This window comes from Dokdonia sp. PRO95 (assembly GCF_000355805.1).
GTDB lineage: Bacteria > Bacteroidota > Bacteroidia > Flavobacteriales > Flavobacteriaceae > Dokdonia.
Genome location: NZ_CM001837.1, coordinates 1,591,153 through 1,613,381, shown reverse-complemented (window position 1 = coordinate 1,613,381; position 22,229 = coordinate 1,591,153). Strand labels below are relative to the sequence as shown.

Sequence of the window (22,229 nt, the reverse complement as noted above, 5' to 3'; positions counted from 1 at the left end):
ATCCGTTTTTAAAAGCCTAAAACCCTGCGTATTATTTTGTAAATTTAAGATGCCTTTCTTAATGAGTATTTACATCTGTACTACAAGACGACAAAGCGTCTATCTTGATAGCCAGATTCACTAAATAATTATTAGCATGATAAAAAAGATACTTGTACCTACCGATTTTTCTGAACAGGCTGAAAACGCATTAAGAGTTGCCGCAGACCTTGCTAAAAAACACAATGCATCTATTAATTTACTTCACATGGTAGATCTACCCATGACATTAGTAGACGCCGTGACTGGAAACCAAAGCGAACTTCCAGAAGCCATTTTTTTCATGAAACTAGCCCATCAAAGATTTGAATCTATGATGAGCGCACCTTTTCTAGATGGAGTAGTTGTTGAAGAAAGCGCAGAGTTTGATGGTGCGTTTGAAGGAATCATGGATTATGTAAACAAATACAAATCAGATCTCATTGTCATGGGCTCCCACGGAGATAGCGGTTTGCACGAGTTCTTCGTTGGTTCAAATGCAGAAAAAGTAGTGCGTAATTCTAAAATCCCAGTACTCATTATTAAAAATAGACATGAGCAGTTTGAAATTAAAAATTTTATTTATGCACTTGATTTTCAAGCAGAGAACCACAATGCTTTTAAACAAGCTATAGCATTTGCCAGAGCAAACAATGCACAACTACACTCCCTTTATGTTAATACACCAGGAGATTTTAGATCAACCCACGAGGTGGAAGAACAAATGAAAAAATTCATGGATATAGAAGGACATGTAGAAAACTGCACCTTAAACATCTATAATGACAATACCATAGAAAGTGGGATTCTCCATTTTGCAGAGATGATTGACTCTGGTCTTGTAGGTATCGCCACCCACGGGCGCAAAGGGCTCGCCCACTTCTTAAACGGCTCATTAAGTGAAGGACTCGTAAATCACGCAAAACGACCCGTAATTACTTTCAGAATTTAAAATATAGTTTAGAGCACAATTCATTACTGACTATTTGAGGGAATATTCACGCTTGATGTGCTCTAGATTTTTTACGCTTTCGCGAAAGCCTAGAACAAATTAACGATCCTCTCTCAAAGCTTTTATCAACTCTTCCTTATCCATTGTGCTACGACCATCTATCTCCAAATCCTTAGCTTGATCGTATAACTCCTCCTTAGAGCGCTCTTCATAAGGCTTTGAGGCACCTCCTTTTTTACTAGCATCTGGTGTATTTGCAATACGCGCAGCCTTCTCTTTACTCATACCCTCATCCCTTAATGCCTCGTATTGCTCCTCATTCACAATCGATGACCTACTTCCTTTATCCATAATTATTTCTTTTTACACTTAAAACTACTCTTTTGGTTCACTAGAACAATTGGTTTTTAGAATAGTATAACTTTTTTAAGAGACTTTATGAGTAAAAAGATGAAATAGATTAATTAGGACACGCAATAGCGTAAAATAGTAATACGCAGATAGCATTGAGCCCGTATAATTAGATGGAAGAATATTATCAAAACTTGAGCGCATAAAAAAACCCGACCTAATAAAAGGTCGGGTTTCTTGTTGGCCCACTAGGTTTCGAACCTAGACTCTTCTGCACCAAAAACAGACGTGTTGCCAGTTACACCATAGGCCACTATTTTGTGATAGCGAGTGCAAATTTAAACCAAAGTTTTAATAATCCAAACATTATTTTAAAAAAATCTCATTTTTTTAAAATAAAAATTACCCCAAAATCACATGAGCACACACAAGCATTTGAATTTGAATTAAATATGGCATTCTAGGTTAAAAAAACTTTTTTCAAACTCAATAATTAATGATTCTATGACGTTACCACAAATCACACGTATTGCTTAACTTCGTCCTTTTACAAAACATACAATATGACCGACTTCAATTTTGCGAAGTATAATAAGATATTAGGCTGGACAGTATTTGCCATTGCCCTTATTGTTTACTCTCTTACCGTGGAGCCCACAGCGAGTTTCTGGGATGCCGGAGAGTACATCTCTACCTCCTCAAAACTTGAAATAGGCCACCCACCTGGAGCACCACTTTACCAAATACTAGGAGCCTTTGTTTCTATTTTTGCACCAGATGCTACCTACATAGCACTTGCAGTAAATTATCTATCGTGTCTTACAAGTGCATTTACTATACTTTTTATGTTTTGGTCGCTCACCTTATTAATTACGAGAGCGCTTACCATCAATAAGGAACTCATTACAAAAACAAAGCAACAGGCAATACTTGCTAGTGCTGCTATAGGTGCGCTTGCATTTGCGTTTACAGATAGTTTTTGGTTTAACGCCGTAGAGGCAGAGGTATATGCTCCAGCAGCTGTGGTACTCTCTCTTTTATTTTACTTAGGATTATTGTGGGAGCGTGATATGCACGAACCTAGAGGTAATCGCTGGCTTATATTGATATCCTTTATTGTAGGACTTTCATTTGGTATTCACTTCATGGGACTACTTACCATCCCAGCAATTGGCTTACTCTATTTCTTCAAAAACACAGAAAAAGTAACTCCCAAAAATCTTATCATAGCACTGGTTATTGTGGTTGCCATCTTGATGTTCATTTTCAAATTACTATTACCATATACGTTATCATTGTTTGGGTACCTAGAAGTTTTCTTTGTAAACTCTATGGGACTACCTTTTAACAGCGGTACCATTATAGCAGGTTTACTTCTTGTAGGGTTATTTGTGTATGGGTTTAAGCTTTCGCGAAAACTTAACAAACCACTCCTTAACACCATGCTACTTTGCATGCTTTACATCTTTATAGGGTTTTCTAGTTGGATGATGCTTCCTATACGTGCAAATGCAGGTACTACCATTAATGAGAACAACCCGTCAAATGCTCGATCATTACTGGCATATTATAACCGTGAGCAATATGCCGAAACAAAACTCTTTTATGGACCACAATTTACCTCAGATTATTCTGGGCTAGATCCAGACACGCCATACCTTGACAAACCAAAGTTGTACGAGAAAGACGAAGCTCTTGGAAAATATGTAGTGGTAAATGAATGGCGTAATGCAAAGCAAAATCTTGATGATGCCCATAATGCCATCTTACCAAGAATGTGGAGTCCGGAAAACAATGCAAATTACATGCAGTATACGGGTCCTTTAAAATTCAGTATCAAGTATGATCCTGATATGCCAGAGGAAGACCGTCAGTATCTTCAAGATGTTGTAACGCAATTTAAGATAGACTATAGAGAAGGAAAAGTAAATTATGAAGGTTATGATGCCTTTTTAAAAAGCCAGATAGGTCAATATCTCGATGTTGAAAAACCATCTTTTGCAGCAAACATGAATTATATGTTTAGTTTCCAGTTTGGGTATATGTACTGGCGATACTTCATGTGGAACTTTGTAGGAAGACAGAATGATATACAAGGTAAGGGCGATGACTTCAACGGAAACTGGATTTCTGGAATAGACTTTATAGACAGTATGTTCCTAGGGCCACAAGACAACCTACCGTCTGACGTTGCCGATAATAAAGCCCGTAACACCTATTACTTCCTACCATTATTACTTGGATTATTAGGCCTACTCTTTCACGCAAGTAAAGACTGGAAACGCTTTGCAGTATTACTAGTCTTCTTCTTATTCACTGGTCTTGCATTAAAAGTGTACTTAAATGAACGTGCTTTTGAACCTCGTGAGCGTGATTATGCTCTAGTGGGATCCTTTTACGTCTTTGCGATGTGGATAGGCTTTGGGGTGTATGCGCTATTTGACATTGTAAAAGATTTTATAAAACCTAAAATAGCAATGCCTATCGTGGCTACCATATGTTTGCTTGCTGCTCCTGTATTGCTAGCCTCTCAAAACTGGGACGACCATGATCGCTCAGGAAGGAAAACGGCACTAGCCATGGCAAAAAAGTATCTAGACTCTGTAGATGAGAATGCCATAATATTTACGATAGGTGATAATGACACATTTGCACTCTGGTATGCTCAAGAAATTGAAGGATATCGTACCGACGTACGTATTGTGAATACAAGTTTGATTAATACAGACTGGTACTACGACCAGATGAAGAGAGCGGCATATAAGAGTCCGCCGGTGCCTAGCTCGCTTACACACGACAAGTATGCGGCAGACAATAGAGAAGCCCTGTTTTATCAAGAAACCAAGGACTCTATTATTCCTATCTCGCAATGGATGAGTTTTGTTGCTAGTGATGATCCTAGAACAAAGGTAGAGTACGCAAAAGGCCAGTTTTTCAACACCTTCCCTAGTAAAAAGATACGTATTCCTGTAAATAAAGAAGCTGTACTCAAGAACAAGATTGTACCTATGGATGATGCAGATCAAATTGTACCATACATAGACATTGAACTTAAAGGAAATGTTCTTTACAAGAATAGACTACTTATGCTAGATATTATCGCTAGCAACAACTGGGAGCGACCTATTTATTTTACTGGAGGAAGCTTTGGTGATGATGACTACTTATGGATGAAGGACTATCTACAACTGGATGGTGTAGCTTATAAACTCATTCCTATAAGGACTCCTATCGATCCTCGTAATCCTTATGATATGGGACGCGTAGATGCAGATAAGATGTATGACATTGTAAAGAAATGGTACTGGGGTAACAGCGGAAGCCCAGACATCTATCACGATCGTGAGACGCGCACTAATGCTATCACCTACAGAGGTAACATGGCACGTCTAGTAGAGCAACTTCTCGCAGAAAACAAGCCAGAAAAAGCAAAGGAAATCATGGACCTCGCGATGGAAAAAATGCCGGTGGATATCTTTGAGTTTTACACGCTTGTAGAACCATATATCACTGGATATTATGAAATAGGAGAAACACAACGCGCTAGAGACATATGGAAAGAAGTTGCTGCTAAGTATCAAGAGCAGCTCACTTACTTTAGCAATGTAGATGAAGAGCTTCAATACAAATATTATGAAGAGATCTTGACTAATATTGAAAAGTACAGAAGTCTTGTAGACCTTCTTATTATAAATGATGATAGAGAACTGTTTGAAAAAGAAGCAAAAGTCTTTGATAACTACATGCGCACGTTCCCATATTTGATGGGCGATGATGAAGGAGAGGAAGTTCCTCAAGAATTACTTGAAACACTACCTGAACCGTCCATTGAAATCCCAGCTCAAGACAGTGTAAAAGATGAAGTACTAACAGACTTAAACTAACCTCAACGATGCAGGAGCATATTTTACCATGGGCCTTATTAATAGGTTATATAGTTATCCTACTGCTGGTAGACTTTTTTGTGCTACACAAAAAAGGGACAACTATAAGCGTTAAAAAAGCATCGTACGAGACCATCTTTTTTATAACTAACGCCCTTCTCTTTGGAGGGCTTATTTATTGGTTTTATAGCTCAGGACTAGTAGCAAATCCTTATGATTATTCTGGCACAAAAGCAGTAGTCACCTATTTAACAGGTTATCTGGTTGAGCTATCGCTCAGTGTAGATAATCTCTTTGTGATTGCTGTAATATTTACTTCTTTTAAAATACCAAGTAAGTTCCAACATAGGCTATTGTTTTTAGGAATTTTAGGTGCCATTATATTTAGAGCGCTACTTATCGGAGTGGGCATTACACTTATTAATAAGATACCTGGAATGCATTTCATTTTTGGAGGCATCCTACTCTTTACAGCGTTTAAGATGCTTAAAGACGACCAAGAACCCGTAAAGAATGAAGAGCCTAAAGGTCTTGCCAAATGGTTTAAATTCTCAAAAATAATAGACGGAGATAATTGGGTCACTACAGTAGATGGAAAGCGCGTTTTTACAGCATTATTTGGCGCTTTGGTCACTATAGAACTCACAGACTTATTATTTGCTCTAGACAGCATCCCAGCGATACTAGCTATCACAAAAGATCCATTTATAATATACAGTTCAAATATATTTGCCATTATGGGTTTAAGGTCACTCTATTTCTTTTTAGCGAACATGCTAGAGCGATTTAAGTATCTTAAGTATAGTGTTTTCGTAATACTACTATTTGTCGCAGCCAAACTTATTGTAGGTCATTACTATCCGTTCCCAGAATGGTTATCGCTCGTTGTTATTTTTGTTTGTCTAGGCGCAGGAGTTATGTACTCTCTTAGCAAAGATCAGACACGACTGTAGATGAGCTTTTTAAAACCTTCTCGAGTGCCTACCATATTTACTTGGTTGTATCCAAGTTGGTATTTATGGAGCAAACCAAAAGGCAAGAAAACCATCTATCTCACCTTTGATGACGGACCTATTCCTGAGGTTACCGATTTTGTTTTAGATACGCTTTCGCGAAAGCGAGACAACCCCATTCCCGCTACTTTTTTTTGCATAGGAGACAATGTGCGTAAGCATCCAGAGGTATTTAAAAGAATCCTTGCTGAAGGTAATTCTATAGGAAATCACACCTACAATCACTTACAAGGATGGAAAACAGATAACGAGACGTATTTAAAAAACACACAGCTCGCCGAACTTGAGATGAGTAAGCATATAGAACGTAATCCTGATACATTATCAAGTACGCTATTTAGACCACCATATGGAAAAATAAAGCGCACTCAAGCATCTGCCTTGCGCAAGATGGGATATAAAATCGTAATGTATCGTGTGGTGGCTTATGACTGGGAATCAAGCCTTACTCCAGAAGCATGTTTACATAATGTAATTGATACTGCAAAGGATGGAGATATTATCGTTTTTCACGACAGTGTAAAAGCATATAAGAACTTGCAGTATGCACTTCCTAAGACTATTGAGTATTTTGAAAATGCTGGTTTTGGCTTTGGAAAATTATGATGATGTTAGTAAGAATACTCTTCCATAATACCAATAATGGTATTTGCATCTAGCTCCCCGCTTTGACGCCATATCATCTCCCCGTTTTTATAAATAATAAGTGTAGGTAAAGCTTTAATGCGCAGTGCCTCTGCTAGCTTGTTATTTTTATCTACATCTATCTTAATTACCTTACCCTTATCTCCTATAGCAGCTGCTACTTCTCTAAGTACTGGGTGCATTGCCATTGAGTTTTCGTTCCAGTCTGTATAAAAGTCTAGCAGTACCGGAATATTTAAGTCTATAAGTTCTCCAAATTTTGACATACCTATGGATTTTATTAATCAATTAGGGATTGCGTGCTTAGTAAAGATAGCACTTTCTTGGTATTATGCGTTTGCACTCCCTTTTTTCAGCTCTATAACAGTTATCTCAGGCCATATTCCTACCCTTCCTGGAAAAGCAAGATACCCAAAACCGCGGTTTACATTTATATACTGCTTTGCATCTTTATAGATACCTGCCCAGTATTTATAACGCCACTTTACAGGGCTCCATTTAAACCAACCAGGTATCTCAATACCAAATTGCATGCCATGCGTGTGACCACTAAGCGTTAAGTGAAAATGGTCTGGATGATCTTTTACCTCAAACTCCCAGTGTGAGGGGTCATGACTCATTAATATCTTGAAGTCTTTTTTATCTAACCCGCTTATTGCTTTATTGAGATCTCCTGCTTTTTTAAATCCGCCTTCACCCCAGTTTTCTACCCCTACAATTGCAAGGCGCTCTCCATCTCTTTTAATAAAGTGATGTTCATTAAGTAATAGCTTAAAATCCATTTCTTTTTGGATCTCCTTGAGTCTATTGAGGTTATCGATCTTTGCTTGAGGCGTAGGCCACTGCACATAATCACCATAATCATGATTACCTAATACAGAGAATTTACCATCCTTTGCTTGTAAACGTGCAAAAGAGTCTTGCCATTGATCCATTTCACTTGCCTCATTATTCACCATATCACCAGTAAATAAGATAGCATCACTAGCCTGCTCATTGATAAGATCTATAGCATAATTCACCTTCTCCTTGTTATCAAAGCTGCCGCTATGTATGTCACTTATCTGAGTAATCTTATACCCATCAAAAGCAGCTGGAAGATCATCAAAGGTGAGCGTATACTTGAGGACTTTAAAATTATAACGCCCTTTTATAACGCCGTATAAAATAGAAGCAAATGGTATAGCTGCTAATCCTAGTGCAATCTGGCTTACAAATTTACGACGTGAAGGTATTGCTTTACCTTCTGAGCTTGAAGAGATTTTATGTACTCCCCCTCTTATAAGTCTAAAGATATCTTCACCAAACATGGTTGCAATAATTACTAACTTACAAACCATTAAAATGATAAATGAAACCACAAAGAATTGTGTTAACACACTCATATTACGGCGTCCTCCAGTAGAGAATTGATAAATCATCCCTCCGATAATAAAAACGGTAATTAAGAAATATAAAATGGTTCCCCAGCGGCCTTTTACGAGAAATCTAAATGCTTGATAAGCATATATATCTAAGGCAATCACAAAAAGGATAATAAAAATAAATCTGAGCACAGTAAAATGAATTTAAACAAAAATAGAGGGTGTACTATAAGTTGCGTTCCGTTTCACGTTTCTTTAACTATATAGACACTATTTACCTACGCTTTCGCGAAAGCGAACTTATTAAACAGTAACTTCTAGAATTTTTGCATGACTACTAGTAAATGAAAGTTTATTTACTACCGCAGGTAATACCACAGTCTGCCCCTTTTGTAAAGCATACTCCTTATCATCACATGAGAATGTTGTGTTACCATCTACACAGATAAGAATTGTAAAAGAATCTTTGTCACTATAATCCCTGTCTGTTTTACCTTCTACCGCTAATAATGTTGTTTGAAAATACGGTGTATCCATAATAGGCACTGCATTGTTAATTTGGGTTTTGTAAGGAGTATTATAAGTGTCATATCCCTTTAAATCTACCACATCTATAGCCTCTTCACTATGCAAATCTCGTAAAGCACCGGTTTTTGCATCTATTCTATTATAATCATAAATGCGATAAGTAACATCTGAGGTTTGCTGTATCTCAGCCAGTAATACTCCTGCACCTATAGCATGTACTCTACCTGTGGGTATGTGGAAGATATCGCCCTCTTTTATATATTCTGTATGCAATAGGTTGACTATATCTCCGCTTTTTACAGCCTCTTCATATTGTTCTTTTGAGGTGTCCTCTTCAAAACCAACAATAATACTAGCATCATGATCTGCTTGCATGATGTACCACATCTCGTTTTTACCTAATGAATTATGGCGCTCCTTTGCTACTTTATCATCTGGGTGAACTTGTACAGAAAGCGGGGTTTTTGCATCTAGAAACTTAATAAGCAAAGGAAAATTTGTACCAAATCTCTCAAGTACCGATGCTCCTAAAAATTGCTCTCCAAAGCTGGTAATAAGCTCATGCAAGGTACTACCTGCAAGAGGTCCATTAAAAACTTGGGTCTCGCTTCCCTCTACATCAGAAACCTCCCAAGATTCACCTATCTGATCCCCATCAAATTCTTTATTGAGCTCTGTGCGCAATTTATCACCACCCCAAAGGCGGTATTTAAAGTGTGGAGTAAAAAAAAGGGGATATAGTTTCATAGTCTAAGTAGGTCGCAAATATACAGCTTACCTTAATTTTTTCTATCACTTCTATTTCTTGATTCGCTATCTGTATTTTTGTAATTGCTATGCTTAAATTAACAGATGTACTATTTCATATTTCTAACCGCTTTACAATAGGGGCTATCAACCTGTCTATCAATCAGGGTGAGCATATCGCACTCATAGGAGAAAGTGGTTGTGGCAAGACCACTTTACTCAAAATGGTTTACGGGCTTTATGACCTAGATGAAGGGTCTATCACATGGAATGAAGAAAAAATCACCGGTCCAGAAGATCATCTCATACCAGGAATGCCCTTTATAAAATATCTTTCTCAAGATTTTGACCTCATGCCGTTCACCTCGGTAGCAGAAAATATTAATAAATATTTAAGCCGACTAGAGCCAGAAGCGAGTAAAGCACGCACAGATGAGCTCATGGAAGTGGTAGAAATGACGGCGTATGCAAATGCACACGTAAAAACACTCTCTGGCGGACAAAAGCAACGAGTTGCACTTGCACAAACCCTAGCAAAGGAACCAGAATTACTCCTACTAGACGAGCCATTCTCACATATAGACAACTTTAGAAAAAATAAATTACGCCGTAGGTTATTTAGTTATCTGAAAAAACAACAAATCACCTGCCTTGTTGCCACTCATGACAGTACAGATGTGCTAGCATTTATGGATAAGACGGTAGTGATGAAAGGTGGCAAAGTAATCGCCCATGAGGAAACATTTAAACTATATAAAAATCCGCCCAACTATTATGTTGGTTCGCTTTTCGGAGATATTAATGAACTGCCTAAAACTTGGTTTTTAAAAAATTATAAAGGTGATGACACTTTATTATTACATCCTCATGAGATTACTACAGTACCAGATGGAAAAATAGCAATCGTTACAGATTGCTACTTTATGGGTTCGCACTATTTGGTAACCGCTCTAGTAGGAGACACAACAGTTCTTTTTAACGCATCAGACCCGTATGCTAAGCATACTAATGTCGCACTAGGCTTGAAAATTAGTACACCGAAGTAATGGTAATATCGCTTTCGCGAAAGCGTATTACATCACCTTTTTTCTTACTTAATAATAACTGGCCCATAGGTGACGCTAGGGCTATCGCATAATAAGGCCTTCCTTCTATCTTAATTTCTCCTGCAGAAACAGAGATAAAGAAACGATTTGTAGAGGTATGCACTACACTACCTAAACGCACGTATTGACTCTTTATCTTTAAATCAATTTTAGATAAAGCATCTTCTATCTTTCCTATTTCTTTCAATTGCTCACCAGCTTGCTCACGATCTATCTGCAGCATTGCTCTCCCAGTCTCATGCTTATCTCCCGCCGAGCTCTTAGTCTCGTCTTCTAGAGATTCCATAATATCTGCAATCACGGTTTCTACCTTATTGCGACGGTTTGCAATCCACTGCTTGCACTTTGTAAAGAGTTCTAATTTTATTTCTTGATGATTCATAAATTACTTCCCAATGATAATGTGACAATAAACATATTATACGTGTAAACACGTAAAAGGTTACAGTTGCTAGCTATAAAATTCTAAATTAAATCTGCGAGATTCTTACCTATGGTACTTCCTATAGCAACTCCCATTCCTCCTAGACGTACTCCGCAATAAGTATGCTTAGATATTTTCTTAACAATGGGCTTTTTTTGAATACCCACACCCATGATACCACTCCATCTATGATCAATAGTATAAGGCGTATGAGGCAAAATCACCTCAGCAAGCAGTCGTTCTAACTCATTTTGAATAAGTGCTGTTTGAGACATCACCATCGTTTCCTCCCCTTGTATATCTAGATTTCTCCCTCCACCTAGAAGAATTCTGTTATTTATATTTCTAAAATAATAGTACCCTTTATCGAGATGAAAAGTGCCTTTCACTTTGAGTTCTGGAATAGGATGTGTGATTAACACCTGTGCTCTCGCTGGTTTTACTTCGCTAAGTCCTAGCGTGCTTGCAAAACCATTTGTAGCAATGAAAAGCTTTTTTGTAAAAAATGTATTCTGCGCTGTTACGACCTCAACACCTTCGGTTCCTTCTTTATAAGCGTTTACTGTCATACCATTTAGTATGAATATTCCTTTGGCATGTGCAAGTTTGAGAAGTTCACTCATCATCTTCCCAGTATCAATCTGGCCTTCTCCATTATTGAAAATCACCTTTTCTTCTACACCGTGAAAACCAAATGCATTATCCTCGAGCGTGTACAAATCCTTATTAAAGATGGAAAATAGCAACTTGTTTATACGAGTTAGATTATTCACACATTCCTCATATAGTGCTTTATCTTCTGACGTAAAAAGCTCATAGCCTCCATGTTCTTGGTAGTCTATTTTCTCATCTCCAAGCATACTTCTCAAAAGCTGTAAACCTTCCACACGTTGCTTTACAAGCGACATGACCTCTTCTTCTGTGTGTGTTTTGAGATCTTCTAATAATTCTGAAATACTCCCAAAGCATGCAAAACCAGCATTTTTTGTACTTGCCCCATTAGGAAGTAATCCTTTTTCTAAGACCACTATTTTTGAGTTGGCATCTTTTTCGCGCAAGCGTATTGCACACATTAAACCCACAATACCGCTGCCTACAATGGTGTAATCAACATTATTAAACCACGATTCTCGCTCCCAGAAACTTAAATTCATTAGATATTTTTCATTAAAAATACGTGTTCTGTGTTAGTGCCTCAAATTTCTCTCGTCTAACACTTTTATGACAGCGCAGGCAATTAGTACGATTTTACTAGCTTTTATAGCATTTACATTCCCAGAGCCGAGAATGTATAGCAAGCAATATCATGATGATGGCACCATTAAAGCAGAAGGATGGATAATGGGAGAGCAAAAGGTAGAATACTGGAAATTTTATCACGAGAATGGCACCATTGCCGCCGAGGGACATTATCAAACTAATAAAAAATCAAAATACTGGCATTATTATAATAATCAAGGAAAACTAACCAAAGAAGGGCATTATGAAGACGGAATTGCCCAAAATTGGTGGATTTTTTACGACCTTGCGCGCCAAGAAACAAGAAAAAGCCAGTACGTTGACAATCATTTACATGGTTTCTGTCTCGTATATAAAAACAAAAAACTTTTTAAGGTAGAAAAATACGAGAAGAATCAATTAAAAGGCGCGTGGACAAGCATACGTGATTTCCGCCGCGATAATCCTGATGTATCACTCTACTAGCGTTATGACTCCCCTTATTAAAGTAATAATACCAGCTTACAACGAGCAAGACTCCATTGGTCATGTGCTACGCGACATTCCTACTACTGTGAGTGAAGTTATTGTTGTGAGTAATGCCTCTACAGATAATACAGAACAAGTCGCTAGAGAAAATGGCGCTACTGTATTAAGAGAAGAACGCAAAGGTTACGGATATGCCTGCCTGAAGGGTATGGAATATATTGCAACCTTAGGTATAGATGATGTTGCACAACGCCCAGACATCGTTGTCTTTTTAGACGGTGATTATAGCGATTATCCAGAAGAGCTTACTAAGTTAGTTGCCCCTATTATCAATGGAGATTACGACATGGTTATAGGTGCTAGAGACAAACGCTTTCGCGAAAGCGGATCAATGACCACTCCTCAAATTTTTGGAAACTGGCTTGCTACTACCTTAATGACGCTATTCTTTGGGGCAAATTTTACAGATTTAGGTCCTTTTAGAGCTATGAAATACGATAGCTTACTAGCTTTACAGATGGAAGACAAAACCTATGGGTGGACGGTAGAGATGCAACTCAAGGTTTTAAAGAAAAAGATGAATTATATAGAAGTCCCGGTAACTTATCGCAATCGCATAGGTGTTTCAAAAGTCTCTGGCACCGTAAAAGGTGCAGTAATGGCAGGAATTAAAATACTAGGATGGATTTTTAAATACAGTTTTAAGAAATGATATTAGAAACCGTAATTATTGTTATTTACACGATTTCGCTTATTATCATATTTGCGTATAGCTTATCCCAGCTCAACTTACTTTTTAATTACTTGCGAGCACAACGCAAGAAAGACGACGCTGTCTTATTTAATTTTAAAGATCCTGCACAGATTCCGTTTGTAACGATACAGCTTCCAGTATATAATGAACTGTATGTCATGGAGCGTTTACTAGATAATATTGCCCTCTTAGACTACCCTGCAGATAAGCTGGAAATCCAAGTGCTAGATGATAGTACAGATGAGTCTTTTGAAACCACAAGAAATCACATAAAACGCCTTAGCGATAAAGGGCTAGACATAAAACACGTTACTCGCACAGACCGTTCAGGTTTTAAAGCCGGTGCTTTAAAGGAAGGACTTAAAGTTGCAAAAGGCGAATTTATTGCCATATTTGATGCAGATTTTCTTCCAGAACCTAACTGGCTACAGCGCACCGTTCCTTATTTTAAGGATCGCAACATAGGCGTTGTACAAACTCGCTGGGGACATATAAATAGAGATTATTCTTTGCTTACAAAAGTGCAGGCTTTTGCACTTGACGCACACTTTACACTAGAACAAGTAGGCAGAAACAGTAAAGGACATTTTATAAACTTTAACGGAACTGCTGGATTGTGGCGCAAGCAGTGCATAGAAGATGCCGGAAACTGGGAAGGTGATACACTTACAGAAGATCTTGACCTAAGCTACCGTGCCCAACTCAAAAACTGGAAATTCAAATACCTAGAGGATGTAGAAACTCCTGCAGAGCTGCCAGTAGTAATAAGTGCTGCACGCTCTCAACAATTTAGATGGAATAAGGGTGGAGCAGAGAATTTCCAGAAAATGTCTAGAAAGGTTTTGACGAGCAAAACCATTTCTCCAAAAACAAAAATGCATGGCTTACTACACCTTTTAAATAGTACCATGTTTTTAAATGTTCTTATTGTAGCAATATTGAGCATACCTATGTTACACATCAAGAACGAATACGCACATTTAAAGCCATACTTTTATGTGATGTCCTTCTTTGTGATAAGCAGTGTGATTTTCTTTATTTGCTATTGGTTTATGTTTAAAAGCATTTATGGCGGAGGTTTCAAGCAGTTCCTCAAATACACGGGGATGTTCTTTGTATTTTTTAGTATTGCTATGGGATTCTCACTTCATAATTCTATTGCAGTAATAGAAGGTCACCTAGGTAAAAGAAGTGATTTTATACGTACTCCTAAGTTTAACATAAGCGAACTTAAAGACTCTTGGAAAGGCAATAAATATCTCAAAAAGAATATATCAATCAATGTAATTTTTGAAGGACTTTTGATGTTATATTTTGGTTTTGGGATGTACTACGCATCGGTTGTAGGAGATCAAGGTGGTGACTTTGGGCTGTTCCCTTTTCACCTAATGTTGTTCATGGGATTTGGATTTGTATTTTTTAAATCTCTTACGAGTAAAGCGTGATAGAACGTCTTTGGAAATATCAAAAAACTCCTATTGCACTAGCGATTGTTTCCTTAGTCACCTACTATCTCTTTGCTTTTCAACTAGAAAGAGCTAACACCGCACTCCTACTAAGTCTGTACAGCATACTTTTTGCTTGCTTTCACTTCATAGTAAGCAAAGGCAAAAATGACTTCTCTTTGCTACTCGTTTTTGCAGTAGCATTAAGACTCATATTTATACCAGTAATCCCAAATCTCTCTCAAGATTTTTATCGCTTTATTTGGGACGGGCGGATGCTTACACAGGGTCTTAATCCATACTTAACCACTCCTCAAAGCTATATAGAATCAGGCAACCTTGAGATTGTAGCGCAAGCAAGACAGCTCTATGAAGGGATGGGAGCACTTAACGGAAGTCACTTTACAAATTATCCGCCCGTAAACCAACTTATATTTGCCATCGCAGGATTATTCTCTGGCAATAGCATCATTGGCGCAGCTATCGTTTTTAGAACAACTATTATTCTAGCAGATATTGGGATTATCATTTACGGTAAGAAATTGTTACAAAAGTTAGGCTTACCCATTCATAATATCTTCTGGTATGGGCTCAATCCGTTTATCATTATCGAGATGACAGGCAATCTGCACTTTGAGACTGTAATGTTGTTTTTTGTAGTCTTGTCCTTGTATTTATTGGCTCAAGGCAAGTGGATATTAAGCGCTGTGATGATAGCATTATCTATATCTACTAAGTTATTACCGCTACTCTTTCTGCCTCTTTTCATGCAATACTTCTTAACTCGTGGTGATAGAAAAACAACACATTTTAGAAGCTCATATCCTTGGAAAGTCCGCTTTCGCGAAATAACAAAAAACCTACCTCGTCTCATTTATTTCTATTTAATTGTGATTGGAGTGGTTATAGTTACCTTCTTACCGTTCCTAACAAATGAGTTTGCCGAAAACTTTGGAGCATCTATTGCGCTATGGTTTAAGAAATTTGAGTTCAATGCTAGTGTCTACTATATTATTAGATACATAGGCTATCAAACCATTGGCTGGAACATCATAGGTGACGTTGGTCCTTTACTTCCTAAGATTGTGTTAGTCTTCTTGATAGTTATAGCATTCCTTAGAAATAACAGATCGATGCAAGCAACTATTACCGCAATACTCATTAGTATCTCCTTTTACTTTTTGATGTCTACCACAGTCCATCCGTGGTATGTTGCCACACCCTTACTTTTATGTGTGTTTACGCGCTATCGCTTTCCGCTAGTATGGAGTGCAACTGTGATGTTAAGTTATAGCGCCTATGGCGCAGATGGTTTCAAGGAAAACTTATGGCTTGTAGCTGTTGAGTATGTTATTGTAATCCTGTTTTTTTTCTGGGAAGTTTATAATCCTACTAAGACTACTGTAAAAGCAACGACTGCCGTTTAGAGCTAGATTACTTTTTGGTGAGTATCATTTCATATACTTTTCCAGACTTCCTACCTTTATAAGCTCTACTGCCTCTTGCGTTATAATTAAAATCAAAGTCTTGAACATACGTTGCTTGATATTCATTAAACTTTTCTGCAAGAATAGTTTCACAATCTGAACACAATAACAAGTAGAAGCTCTCGTCCTCCATTACGGGTTCTAAAGAGTCAATCATAATGATCTTCTTCCCAGCTTCCCAGAACACCTCAGGAGCGCCCATTTCAAAACTGTACAGTGATGTGCTACTTTCTAGCACCTCATCATTAAAAGGACTATAATCATCATTAAAGACGTTATTTTTTAGAACATCTAGACTTCCTATCGCCGTGCAAATAACAGCAAGTACAATAAGCAGAAAAACGTGGTATATATCTTTACGCAGCAAAGCACGCATAATATAAATTGCAATTATAAAAACTAACAAGAAAGCGATTACAGCAATAACATCTACTGCTATTGTGTTCATTACTGCTAGATATATTAATACTAGAGGTGCAGCTATAAATATTAAAAACAATAAGCCCAAATTGAAATACACGGGAACAATCTCTTTTCTATCTTTTAATTCGCTGAAACGTTTCACGAGATAAGTCACATAAAACCCAACATTCATGGCTAGTGGTATAAGCACAGGCATGAGGTATCGAGACTTTTTCTCAGGAATAATTGATAGTAAAATGACAGCAATCACAGTCCACAAAAATGTAAAACGATATACTTTTCTATTAGAAACCCTAGTCTTCAGATAAGGGTATAATAGACTTATGAAGGCTGGAATTGTCCATAATCCGCTTTGCACAAAGAAGCTCCAGTAGTAATAAAAAGGCCTCACATTATAACTCGTCCAGTTTCCAGTTTCTTTCGATGCTATCGCTGCAAAGGTTTCTGGATCTACAGCACGTACATAGCCGTACCAACTAAACCCTAAGAGTAATCCTCCTAGCAAAACGAGCACTACTGGCAACCACTTTCTTCGTTCTGTTTCGCTTCTATACACTAAGAGATAAGCAATCAGAAATGGCAAGAACAATACGTATAAAGAAACGGGGCCTTTGCTCAACACAGAAGCTCCTATACATATAGCAGCGATGAGCCAAGTCGATATATTCCCGCGTGATGTATCTTCACTCAATCCCTTAAAAATGCAATAAATTGCCGTAAGCATAAATGCATGTGCATATATATCCCATGGCGCTTCAAAAACTATAAGAATAACATATAATGTCGTTATACTTACGAGTGCGTTAATAAAACTATTTCTTTTTGTAAGTGCAAGCTTTCGCGAAAGCGTATATATCATACTTCCTAGCAACATCACCATTAATACGACTGGAAAACGCATTGACCAGACACTATTTACACCAAAAAACCAAGCCGAAATTGCCGTTAACCAGGTAGGTAAAGGAGGTTTTTCATAACGTGGCTCACCATTCATGGTGGTGAGCATCCAGTTACCATCTACAAGCATTTCTCTAGCTGTAACAAAGTTACGAGCTTCCATAATGGTCACTTCTAGCACACCAAGAAAAGGCAATAATAAAACTCCAACCACGATAATGATTGTGAGAATGGGCCGCTTTTCTATGAGTGTGATCAAGCCTTTTGAGATTTATAATGAAGATAAATATTGCGTGCGTAGATAAAGGTTCCTAACCCATAAGAGAGCACCATTACATAATCTACACGGTATAAGAAATACAGCAACGAGAGAAGTCCTCCCGTAAAAGAAAACAACCAGAACCCAAGAGGTAGTGTTGCTTCTTTATTCTTTTCTGCATGAAACCACTGGTACACAAAACGAAGTGTAAATAATACTTGTGCTACGATTCCAAGAGTAAGTAACCAGGTGCTCATCTCCTCTTTTGAGAACAATGCTGCGAGGTCAAATTTTCCATTATTCCAACCGTATGCAATAATCCCGATAGGAATAGCAATGATTAAAAACTGAGACCATTTGGGTAACAATTTCCACTGCTTTTGGATTTGTAAATTTCTTATGTAAATGATATATCCCAGCACCTGACCCAGCATAAGTGGGAAGTCTGTGCGAAAATAACCATAAATAAAAAGCACGAAGGATCCAGAAAGACTAAGCCACCAGAAAGTGAGTGGCGTAACTACTTTTTTTCTCTTTTCTGAAAGTAACCACTGCGATAACATACGCCCTCCAAAGAGAAGCTGCGCAAGTACGGCAAGTAGCGACAGACTATCCACGGCTTGTACTACCTACTTTATAATTGATGTACTTCTTCTTCATCCAGAGGTAAGCAAAGCAATCCATAAGAGGACCCACTAATCTATTCCAAACGCCAAATTTTGCCTCCCCAGCAATACGCGGGAAGTGTCTTACAGGTACTTGTTTTACTTTCCCATGTTGCAATAAAATCATTGCAGGAAGAAAACGGTGTAGACCTTTAAACATAGGTATGCGCTGGGCGTACTCTGTTTTTATAATTTTAAGCGGACAACCAGTGTCATCCATCCCATCATGTGTAAACGAACGGCGTATCCCATTTGCGATCTTAGAAGACATGTTTTTTACAAACTTATCCTTACGATCTGCACGCACGCCAGTCACAAGATCATAGGGTCCTATTTCTTTAATAAGCACATTAAAATCTTCTGGAGACGTCTGTAAGTCACTATCTATATAACCTACGAGTTCTGTATCTGCGTGATCAAATCCGGCTTTAATTGCGGCACTTAGTCCGCAATTTTCTGTAAATGCGATATACTCAAAGTCAGTATTTCTAGCGCAAATCTCCTTGATGATATCAAGACTGGTATCCTTAGAACCATCGTTTACAAAGAGCACCTTACTCTTTGCTGTAGCTGTTTGAAAATAAGCTACAAATTCAGACTCTACCCTTGCGAGGTTATCTTCTTCATTATAAACTGGGACTACGATGGTAAGACGATACTCCATAAAAACTTATCCGTTTTTAAGATTTACAACCTCTTGTTTAGTTAAGTGTCTCCAGTGACCTCTAGGTAAATCTTTCTTTGTGAGTCCAGCAATAGTAACACAATCTACACGTACCACCTCATAGTTAAGGTGTTCAAAAATAGTGCGTATTACACTGTTACCCGTATTTCTAATACGAAGACCTACTTCCTTTTTTGGCGCTCCATCTACATAGCTTATCTCATCTACAGTTATGGTTTTACCATCAATTTTAAGACCTTCATTGATACGCTCAATATCGGCTCCTTTCAAGTTGTTAGAAAGCTCTACGTGGTATAACTTATCTACTCCTTTTTTAGAATTTGTAAATTTCTGTACAAGCTCATCATCATTAGTAAAAAGTAATAATCCCATCGCATTACGTCCTAATCTACCTATAGGTTGTATACGAGATTTAGTAGAACCAGCTACGAGATCCATTACAGTATTTCCTTTATCATTACTCGTAGTAGTTGCAAAGCCTTTAGGCTTATTAAGCAACACATAAGCTTTTGCTTCAGGGTTGATACGACGTCCATCAAAACGAACATCATCCTCTAGTCTTACTTGGTACCCCATCTCATTAATCACCTTACCATTTACGGTAACCTGACCTATAGAAATGTACATATCTGCCTCACGACGAGAACAAACACCTGAGTTTGCTATATACTTATTAAGGCGCATCGTTCCATCATCCTTCTTTCTAGGCGCTTGTCTTTTTGGTGCATCAAAGGCTTTATCCTTAGGTTTTCCTCCTGGTCTAGATGCTTGTTTACGCACGGGTTGTGTCCCTCTCGAACCACTCTTTTGCTTTCCGCCAGCGCCACTACGCCCAGATGGTTTTCCTTTTCCTCTATTATCTGCTCCTCTGCTCATTACATTATTGTTTAAGCTGCAAAGATAAGATTTACCCCGTACTCTTTTACTACCTAGTGAGCATAATAATAAGTTGCTCGCTTTCGCGAAAATTTGACCTCATTACAAAGAAGCTTTTATCAACCTAAACAAGCCTAACCTACCTCCCTCATTAAGGTGAAACCCTTCTATTACTTACATAAGTATTGCCCTATTAAAATCAAAAGTTCCCTCCTAACCTATTCTCACTGTGACTCTAAATAAGATCTCATTTTAAAAAACAGCCCACTGGCATAGAACTTGATTCTCACAGACTGTTCAACATTTTAAAACTTTATACATTATGAGAAGACGCACTACTCCCGAAGTAAATGCAGGATCTATGGCAGACATTGCCTTCCTTTTGCTTATTTTTTTCTTGGTTACCACAACTATAGAAAAAGACAAAGGCATCGCACGGCAACTCCCGCCAGCGATTAAAGACAACACCGAAGTTCTTATCAAAAACAAGAACCTCTTTGAAATTATTGTGAACGCAGATAATATGCTGCTGGTAGAAAATGAACGTGTACCGCTTGAAGATTTGAGGCAATTAACCATTGACTTTCTTGACAATGGCGGCACTCCATCAGATCAAGATGGATATTGTGATTACTGTAAAGGCAGTAGAGATCTACTCTCGTCAGATAATCCTCAGAAAGCTGTAATCTCTATTTCGCCAGATAGACTTACAAACTACGATACATATATCTCGGTACAGAATGAAATATCAAGTGCTTATGAGTTTTTAAGAAATAGAGAAGCACAACGATTATTTGGCATTGAGTTTACTACCACTGATAAGTCTATAAAGAATGGTACTTACAAAGGAGATGTAACAAAAAGAAAGGCTCAAATAAAACAAGTTCGAACCATGTTCCCTATGCTTATCTCAGAAGCAGAGACTTCAAAAGAGTTAAGGATTTAAAATACCTATTCAAACAATAAAAAAGCGGCAGAAATCTTCAAGTGATTTCTGCCGTTTTCAATTAATCATTAAAGGTTACCGTGCTTTGACGTTCTCTGTTAACTGTGAGCTTTGTTACGTCTGGACGAGAATAATGCCCAGAAGGATCAAAATTTTGACGTTCCTCATACACTCTATTAAAATCTAAGGTATGATATATATTACCTTCTGTTTCGATGTCTGGAGGTAAGATGAATTCGCCATCTGGTCCTGCAATGCAAGAACCACCATTTGATGAACGCTCTGGAGCGCGTTTTAAAATTTCATTCAAGTGAGGGGTATCTTCAGGAAAGTCTGTAGCGATTGCCATTCTACTAGACACAGAGATTACATAACTACGAGATTCCCTGGCAATAAATCGTGTGATATCTTTCGTGTTGTAATCACTTCCTGGCCATACGGCTATATGTAAATTTTCGCCTTGTGCATACATAGCCGCACGTGGCAATGGCATCCAGTTCTCCCAGCAATTGAGACCACCTACTGTAAATTGTTTAAGAGGATGCACTTTTAGACCGTGACCATCTCCTGGCGCCCAAGTTAATCGCTCGTCATAGGTAGGCTGCAATTTGCGATGTACAGACTGTATTTCTCCATTTTGATTGATATACACTAAGGAACAATATAAACTTGCCCCTCCTCTATCCATTGGTTTTTCTATAATTCCAAGATATATTGCAATATTGAAATGTTTCGATAATGCACATATTTTATCTAGATCGCCTCGTTCTATATCAACTGCATTTCTTGCGTAGTGCGCATGTAATTCCTTCACCACTTTTGTATCCCATGCCGCACCATCTGTAAGTGATAACCAATATGGATATCCAGGCAACAAGCCCTCTCCAAAGACAATGAGTTCCGCCTCATTTTCGGCAGCTTCTTGTATGGCGATTTTTTTTTTATTGATGGTCTCTTCTCTATTCCCCCAGACGGGAGCAATTTGAGCAAGAGCAACTTTTAAATGGTTAGGCTGTGACATATATAAAGTTTAAAAAAGTGATGATGTTAAAA

At 37.9% G+C, this 22,229-nt stretch carries 21 protein-coding genes and 1 tRNA gene; 10 read left to right on the top strand and 12 right to left on the bottom strand.

The features are described 5' to 3' along the window. Positions 1-136 precede the first annotated feature (136 nt). The gene (locus D017_RS07170) at positions 137-970 is read left to right on the top strand and encodes a universal stress protein (RefSeq protein WP_081804655.1); all 834 of its coding nucleotides are present in this window, start codon (positions 137-139) and stop codon (positions 968-970) included. A 99-nt stretch (positions 971-1,069) separates the two neighbouring features. Here the strand turns inward: D017_RS07170 and D017_RS07165 are convergent, their stop codons facing one another. Together D017_RS07165 and D017_RS07160 are read right to left on the bottom strand one after the other, a co-directional pair. After that, on the bottom strand, positions 1,070-1,321 hold the full coding sequence (locus D017_RS07165; protein ID WP_035335608.1) for a Rho termination factor: 252 nt from the start codon (positions 1,319-1,321) through the stop codon (positions 1,070-1,072). Between the two features lie 240 nt (positions 1,322-1,561). Further along, positions 1,562-1,634, bottom strand: a tRNA-Gln gene (locus D017_RS07160). Between the two features lie 250 nt (positions 1,635-1,884). Here D017_RS07160 and D017_RS07155 point away from each other — a divergent pair. The 3 genes from D017_RS07155 to D017_RS07145 are packed head-to-tail and all read left to right on the top strand — an operon-like array spanning position 1,885 to position 6,824. After that, entirely contained in the window at positions 1,885-5,205 is a 3,321-nt protein-coding gene (locus D017_RS07155) for a DUF2723 domain-containing protein (protein WP_035335607.1), read from the top strand. An 8-nt stretch (positions 5,206-5,213) separates the two neighbouring features. Then, complete coding sequence (locus D017_RS07150) at positions 5,214-6,158, top strand: TerC/Alx family metal homeostasis membrane protein (protein ID WP_035335606.1); 945 nt, start codon at positions 5,214-5,216, stop codon at positions 6,156-6,158. After that, entirely contained in the window at positions 6,159-6,824 is a 666-nt protein-coding gene (locus D017_RS07145; protein WP_035335605.1) for a polysaccharide deacetylase family protein, read from the top strand. A 5-nt stretch (positions 6,825-6,829) separates the two neighbouring features. Here the strand turns inward: D017_RS07145 and D017_RS07140 are convergent, their stop codons facing one another. From D017_RS07140 to D017_RS07130, 3 genes are all read right to left on the bottom strand, one after another. After that, on the bottom strand, positions 6,830-7,129 hold the full coding sequence (locus D017_RS07140; protein ID WP_035335604.1) for a thioredoxin family protein: 300 nt from the start codon (positions 7,127-7,129) through the stop codon (positions 6,830-6,832). Positions 7,130-7,192: 63 nt separating this feature from the next. Then, positions 7,193-8,419: a metallophosphoesterase gene (locus D017_RS07135; RefSeq protein WP_035335603.1), complete on the bottom strand. Its 1,227-nt coding sequence runs from the start codon at positions 8,417-8,419 to the stop codon at positions 7,193-7,195. A 111-nt stretch (positions 8,420-8,530) separates the two neighbouring features. After that, positions 8,531-9,502 (bottom strand): type I phosphomannose isomerase catalytic subunit, encoded by a 972-nt coding sequence (locus D017_RS07130; RefSeq protein WP_035335602.1) that lies wholly within the window; start codon positions 9,500-9,502, stop codon positions 8,531-8,533. An 89-nt stretch (positions 9,503-9,591) separates the two neighbouring features. Here D017_RS07130 and D017_RS07125 point away from each other — a divergent pair, with 89 nt between their 5' ends. Then, complete coding sequence (locus tag D017_RS07125; RefSeq protein ID WP_035335601.1) at positions 9,592-10,548, top strand: ABC transporter ATP-binding protein; 957 nt, start codon at positions 9,592-9,594, stop codon at positions 10,546-10,548. Here D017_RS07125 and D017_RS07120 read toward each other — a convergent pair. Both D017_RS07120 and D017_RS07115 read right to left on the bottom strand, forming a co-directional pair. Further along, a complete protein-coding gene (locus D017_RS07120) occupies positions 10,532-10,990 on the bottom strand; it encodes a 3-oxoacyl-ACP synthase (protein WP_035335600.1) in 459 nt (152 codons plus the stop codon). The genes D017_RS07125 and D017_RS07120 overlap by 17 nt on opposite strands. An 83-nt stretch (positions 10,991-11,073) precedes the next feature. Then, on the bottom strand, positions 11,074-12,186 hold the full coding sequence (locus tag D017_RS07115; RefSeq protein WP_035335599.1) for an FAD-dependent oxidoreductase: 1,113 nt from the start codon (positions 12,184-12,186) through the stop codon (positions 11,074-11,076). 67 nt (positions 12,187-12,253) lie between these two features. On the opposite strand from D017_RS07115, the gene D017_RS07110 reads away from it, so the two are divergent. Genes D017_RS07110 through D017_RS07095 form a run of 4 tightly spaced genes read left to right on the top strand, consistent with a single transcriptional unit; the run spans position 12,254 to position 16,365 of the window. Then, positions 12,254-12,736: a hypothetical protein gene (locus tag D017_RS07110; protein WP_035335598.1), complete on the top strand. Its 483-nt coding sequence runs from the start codon at positions 12,254-12,256 to the stop codon at positions 12,734-12,736. 4 nt (positions 12,737-12,740) lie between these two features. Then, entirely contained in the window at positions 12,741-13,451 is a 711-nt protein-coding gene (locus tag D017_RS07105) for a glycosyltransferase family 2 protein (protein ID WP_035338084.1), read from the top strand. Continuing rightward, a complete protein-coding gene (locus D017_RS07100) occupies positions 13,448-14,938 on the top strand; it encodes a cellulose synthase family protein (protein ID WP_035335597.1) in 1,491 nt (496 codons plus the stop codon). The genes D017_RS07105 and D017_RS07100 overlap by 4 nt, the downstream gene beginning before the upstream one ends. Beyond that, positions 14,935-16,365: a DUF2029 domain-containing protein gene (locus D017_RS07095; protein ID WP_035335596.1), complete on the top strand. Its 1,431-nt coding sequence runs from the start codon at positions 14,935-14,937 to the stop codon at positions 16,363-16,365. The genes D017_RS07100 and D017_RS07095 overlap by 4 nt, the downstream gene beginning before the upstream one ends. Before the next feature lie 7 nt (positions 16,366-16,372). Here the strand turns inward: D017_RS07095 and D017_RS07090 are convergent, their stop codons facing one another. Genes D017_RS07090 through D017_RS07075 form a run of 4 tightly spaced genes read right to left on the bottom strand, consistent with a single transcriptional unit; the run spans position 16,373 to position 20,230 of the window. After that, positions 16,373-18,004: a glycosyltransferase family 39 protein gene (locus D017_RS07090; RefSeq protein ID WP_152023874.1), complete on the bottom strand. Its 1,632-nt coding sequence runs from the start codon at positions 18,002-18,004 to the stop codon at positions 16,373-16,375. Continuing rightward, positions 18,001-18,621 carry a lipid-A-disaccharide synthase N-terminal domain-containing protein gene (locus D017_RS07085; RefSeq protein ID WP_035335594.1) on the bottom strand — a complete coding sequence of 207 codons (621 nt, stop codon included), beginning with the start codon at positions 18,619-18,621 and terminating at the stop codon, positions 18,001-18,003. The genes D017_RS07090 and D017_RS07085 overlap by 4 nt, the downstream gene beginning before the upstream one ends. Further along, positions 18,614-19,333, bottom strand: a complete 720-nt coding sequence (locus tag D017_RS07080; RefSeq protein WP_035335593.1) for a glycosyltransferase family 2 protein — start codon at positions 19,331-19,333, stop codon at positions 18,614-18,616. Before D017_RS07080 ends, D017_RS07085 begins: the two co-directional genes overlap by 8 nt. 6 nt (positions 19,334-19,339) lie before the next feature. Then, a complete protein-coding gene (locus D017_RS07075) occupies positions 19,340-20,230 on the bottom strand; it encodes a pseudouridine synthase (protein WP_035335592.1) in 891 nt (296 codons plus the stop codon). 322 nt (positions 20,231-20,552) lie between these two features. Here D017_RS07075 and D017_RS07070 point away from each other — a divergent pair, with 322 nt between their 5' ends. Further along, entirely contained in the window at positions 20,553-21,176 is a 624-nt protein-coding gene (locus tag D017_RS07070) for a biopolymer transporter ExbD (RefSeq protein ID WP_035335591.1), read from the top strand. 61 nt (positions 21,177-21,237) lie between these two features. Here D017_RS07070 and D017_RS07065 read toward each other — a convergent pair whose 3' ends face one another. Further along, positions 21,238-22,197 carry a carbon-nitrogen hydrolase family protein gene (locus tag D017_RS07065; RefSeq protein WP_035335590.1) on the bottom strand — a complete coding sequence of 320 codons (960 nt, stop codon included), beginning with the start codon at positions 22,195-22,197 and terminating at the stop codon, positions 21,238-21,240. Positions 22,198-22,229 lie beyond the last annotated feature (32 nt).

What these genes read in the sequence shown, in the direction of transcription:
- D017_RS07170 (WP_081804655.1), top strand. Translation starts at nt 137, where the DNA reads ATGATAAAAAAGATACTTGTACCTACCGATTTTTCTGAACAGGCTGAA.
- D017_RS07165 (WP_035335608.1), bottom strand. Translation starts at nt 1,321, where the DNA reads ATGGATAAAGGAAGTAGGTCATCGATTGTGAATGAGGAGCAATACGAG.
- D017_RS07155 (WP_035335607.1), top strand. Translation starts at nt 1,885, where the DNA reads ATGACCGACTTCAATTTTGCGAAGTATAATAAGATATTAGGCTGGACA.
- D017_RS07150 (WP_035335606.1), top strand. Translation starts at nt 5,214, where the DNA reads ATGCAGGAGCATATTTTACCATGGGCCTTATTAATAGGTTATATAGTT.
- D017_RS07145 (WP_035335605.1), top strand. Translation starts at nt 6,159, where the DNA reads ATGAGCTTTTTAAAACCTTCTCGAGTGCCTACCATATTTACTTGGTTG.
- D017_RS07140 (WP_035335604.1), bottom strand. Translation starts at nt 7,129, where the DNA reads ATGTCAAAATTTGGAGAACTTATAGACTTAAATATTCCGGTACTGCTA.
- D017_RS07130 (WP_035335602.1), bottom strand. Translation starts at nt 9,502, where the DNA reads ATGAAACTATATCCCCTTTTTTTTACTCCACACTTTAAATACCGCCTT.
- D017_RS07125 (WP_035335601.1), top strand. Translation starts at nt 9,592, where the DNA reads ATGCTTAAATTAACAGATGTACTATTTCATATTTCTAACCGCTTTACA.
- D017_RS07120 (WP_035335600.1), bottom strand. Translation starts at nt 10,990, where the DNA reads ATGAATCATCAAGAAATAAAATTAGAACTCTTTACAAAGTGCAAGCAG.
- D017_RS07115 (WP_035335599.1), bottom strand. Translation starts at nt 12,186, where the DNA reads ATGAATTTAAGTTTCTGGGAGCGAGAATCGTGGTTTAATAATGTTGAT.
- D017_RS07110 (WP_035335598.1), top strand. Translation starts at nt 12,254, where the DNA reads ATGACAGCGCAGGCAATTAGTACGATTTTACTAGCTTTTATAGCATTT.
- D017_RS07105 (WP_035338084.1), top strand. Translation starts at nt 12,741, where the DNA reads ATGACTCCCCTTATTAAAGTAATAATACCAGCTTACAACGAGCAAGAC.
- D017_RS07100 (WP_035335597.1), top strand. Translation starts at nt 13,448, where the DNA reads ATGATATTAGAAACCGTAATTATTGTTATTTACACGATTTCGCTTATT.
- D017_RS07080 (WP_035335593.1), bottom strand. Translation starts at nt 19,333, where the DNA reads ATGGAGTATCGTCTTACCATCGTAGTCCCAGTTTATAATGAAGAAGAT.
- D017_RS07075 (WP_035335592.1), bottom strand. Translation starts at nt 20,230, where the DNA reads ATGAGCAGAGGAGCAGATAATAGAGGAAAAGGAAAACCATCTGGGCGT.
- D017_RS07070 (WP_035335591.1), top strand. Translation starts at nt 20,553, where the DNA reads ATGAGAAGACGCACTACTCCCGAAGTAAATGCAGGATCTATGGCAGAC.
- D017_RS07065 (WP_035335590.1), bottom strand. Translation starts at nt 22,197, where the DNA reads ATGTCACAGCCTAACCATTTAAAAGTTGCTCTTGCTCAAATTGCTCCC.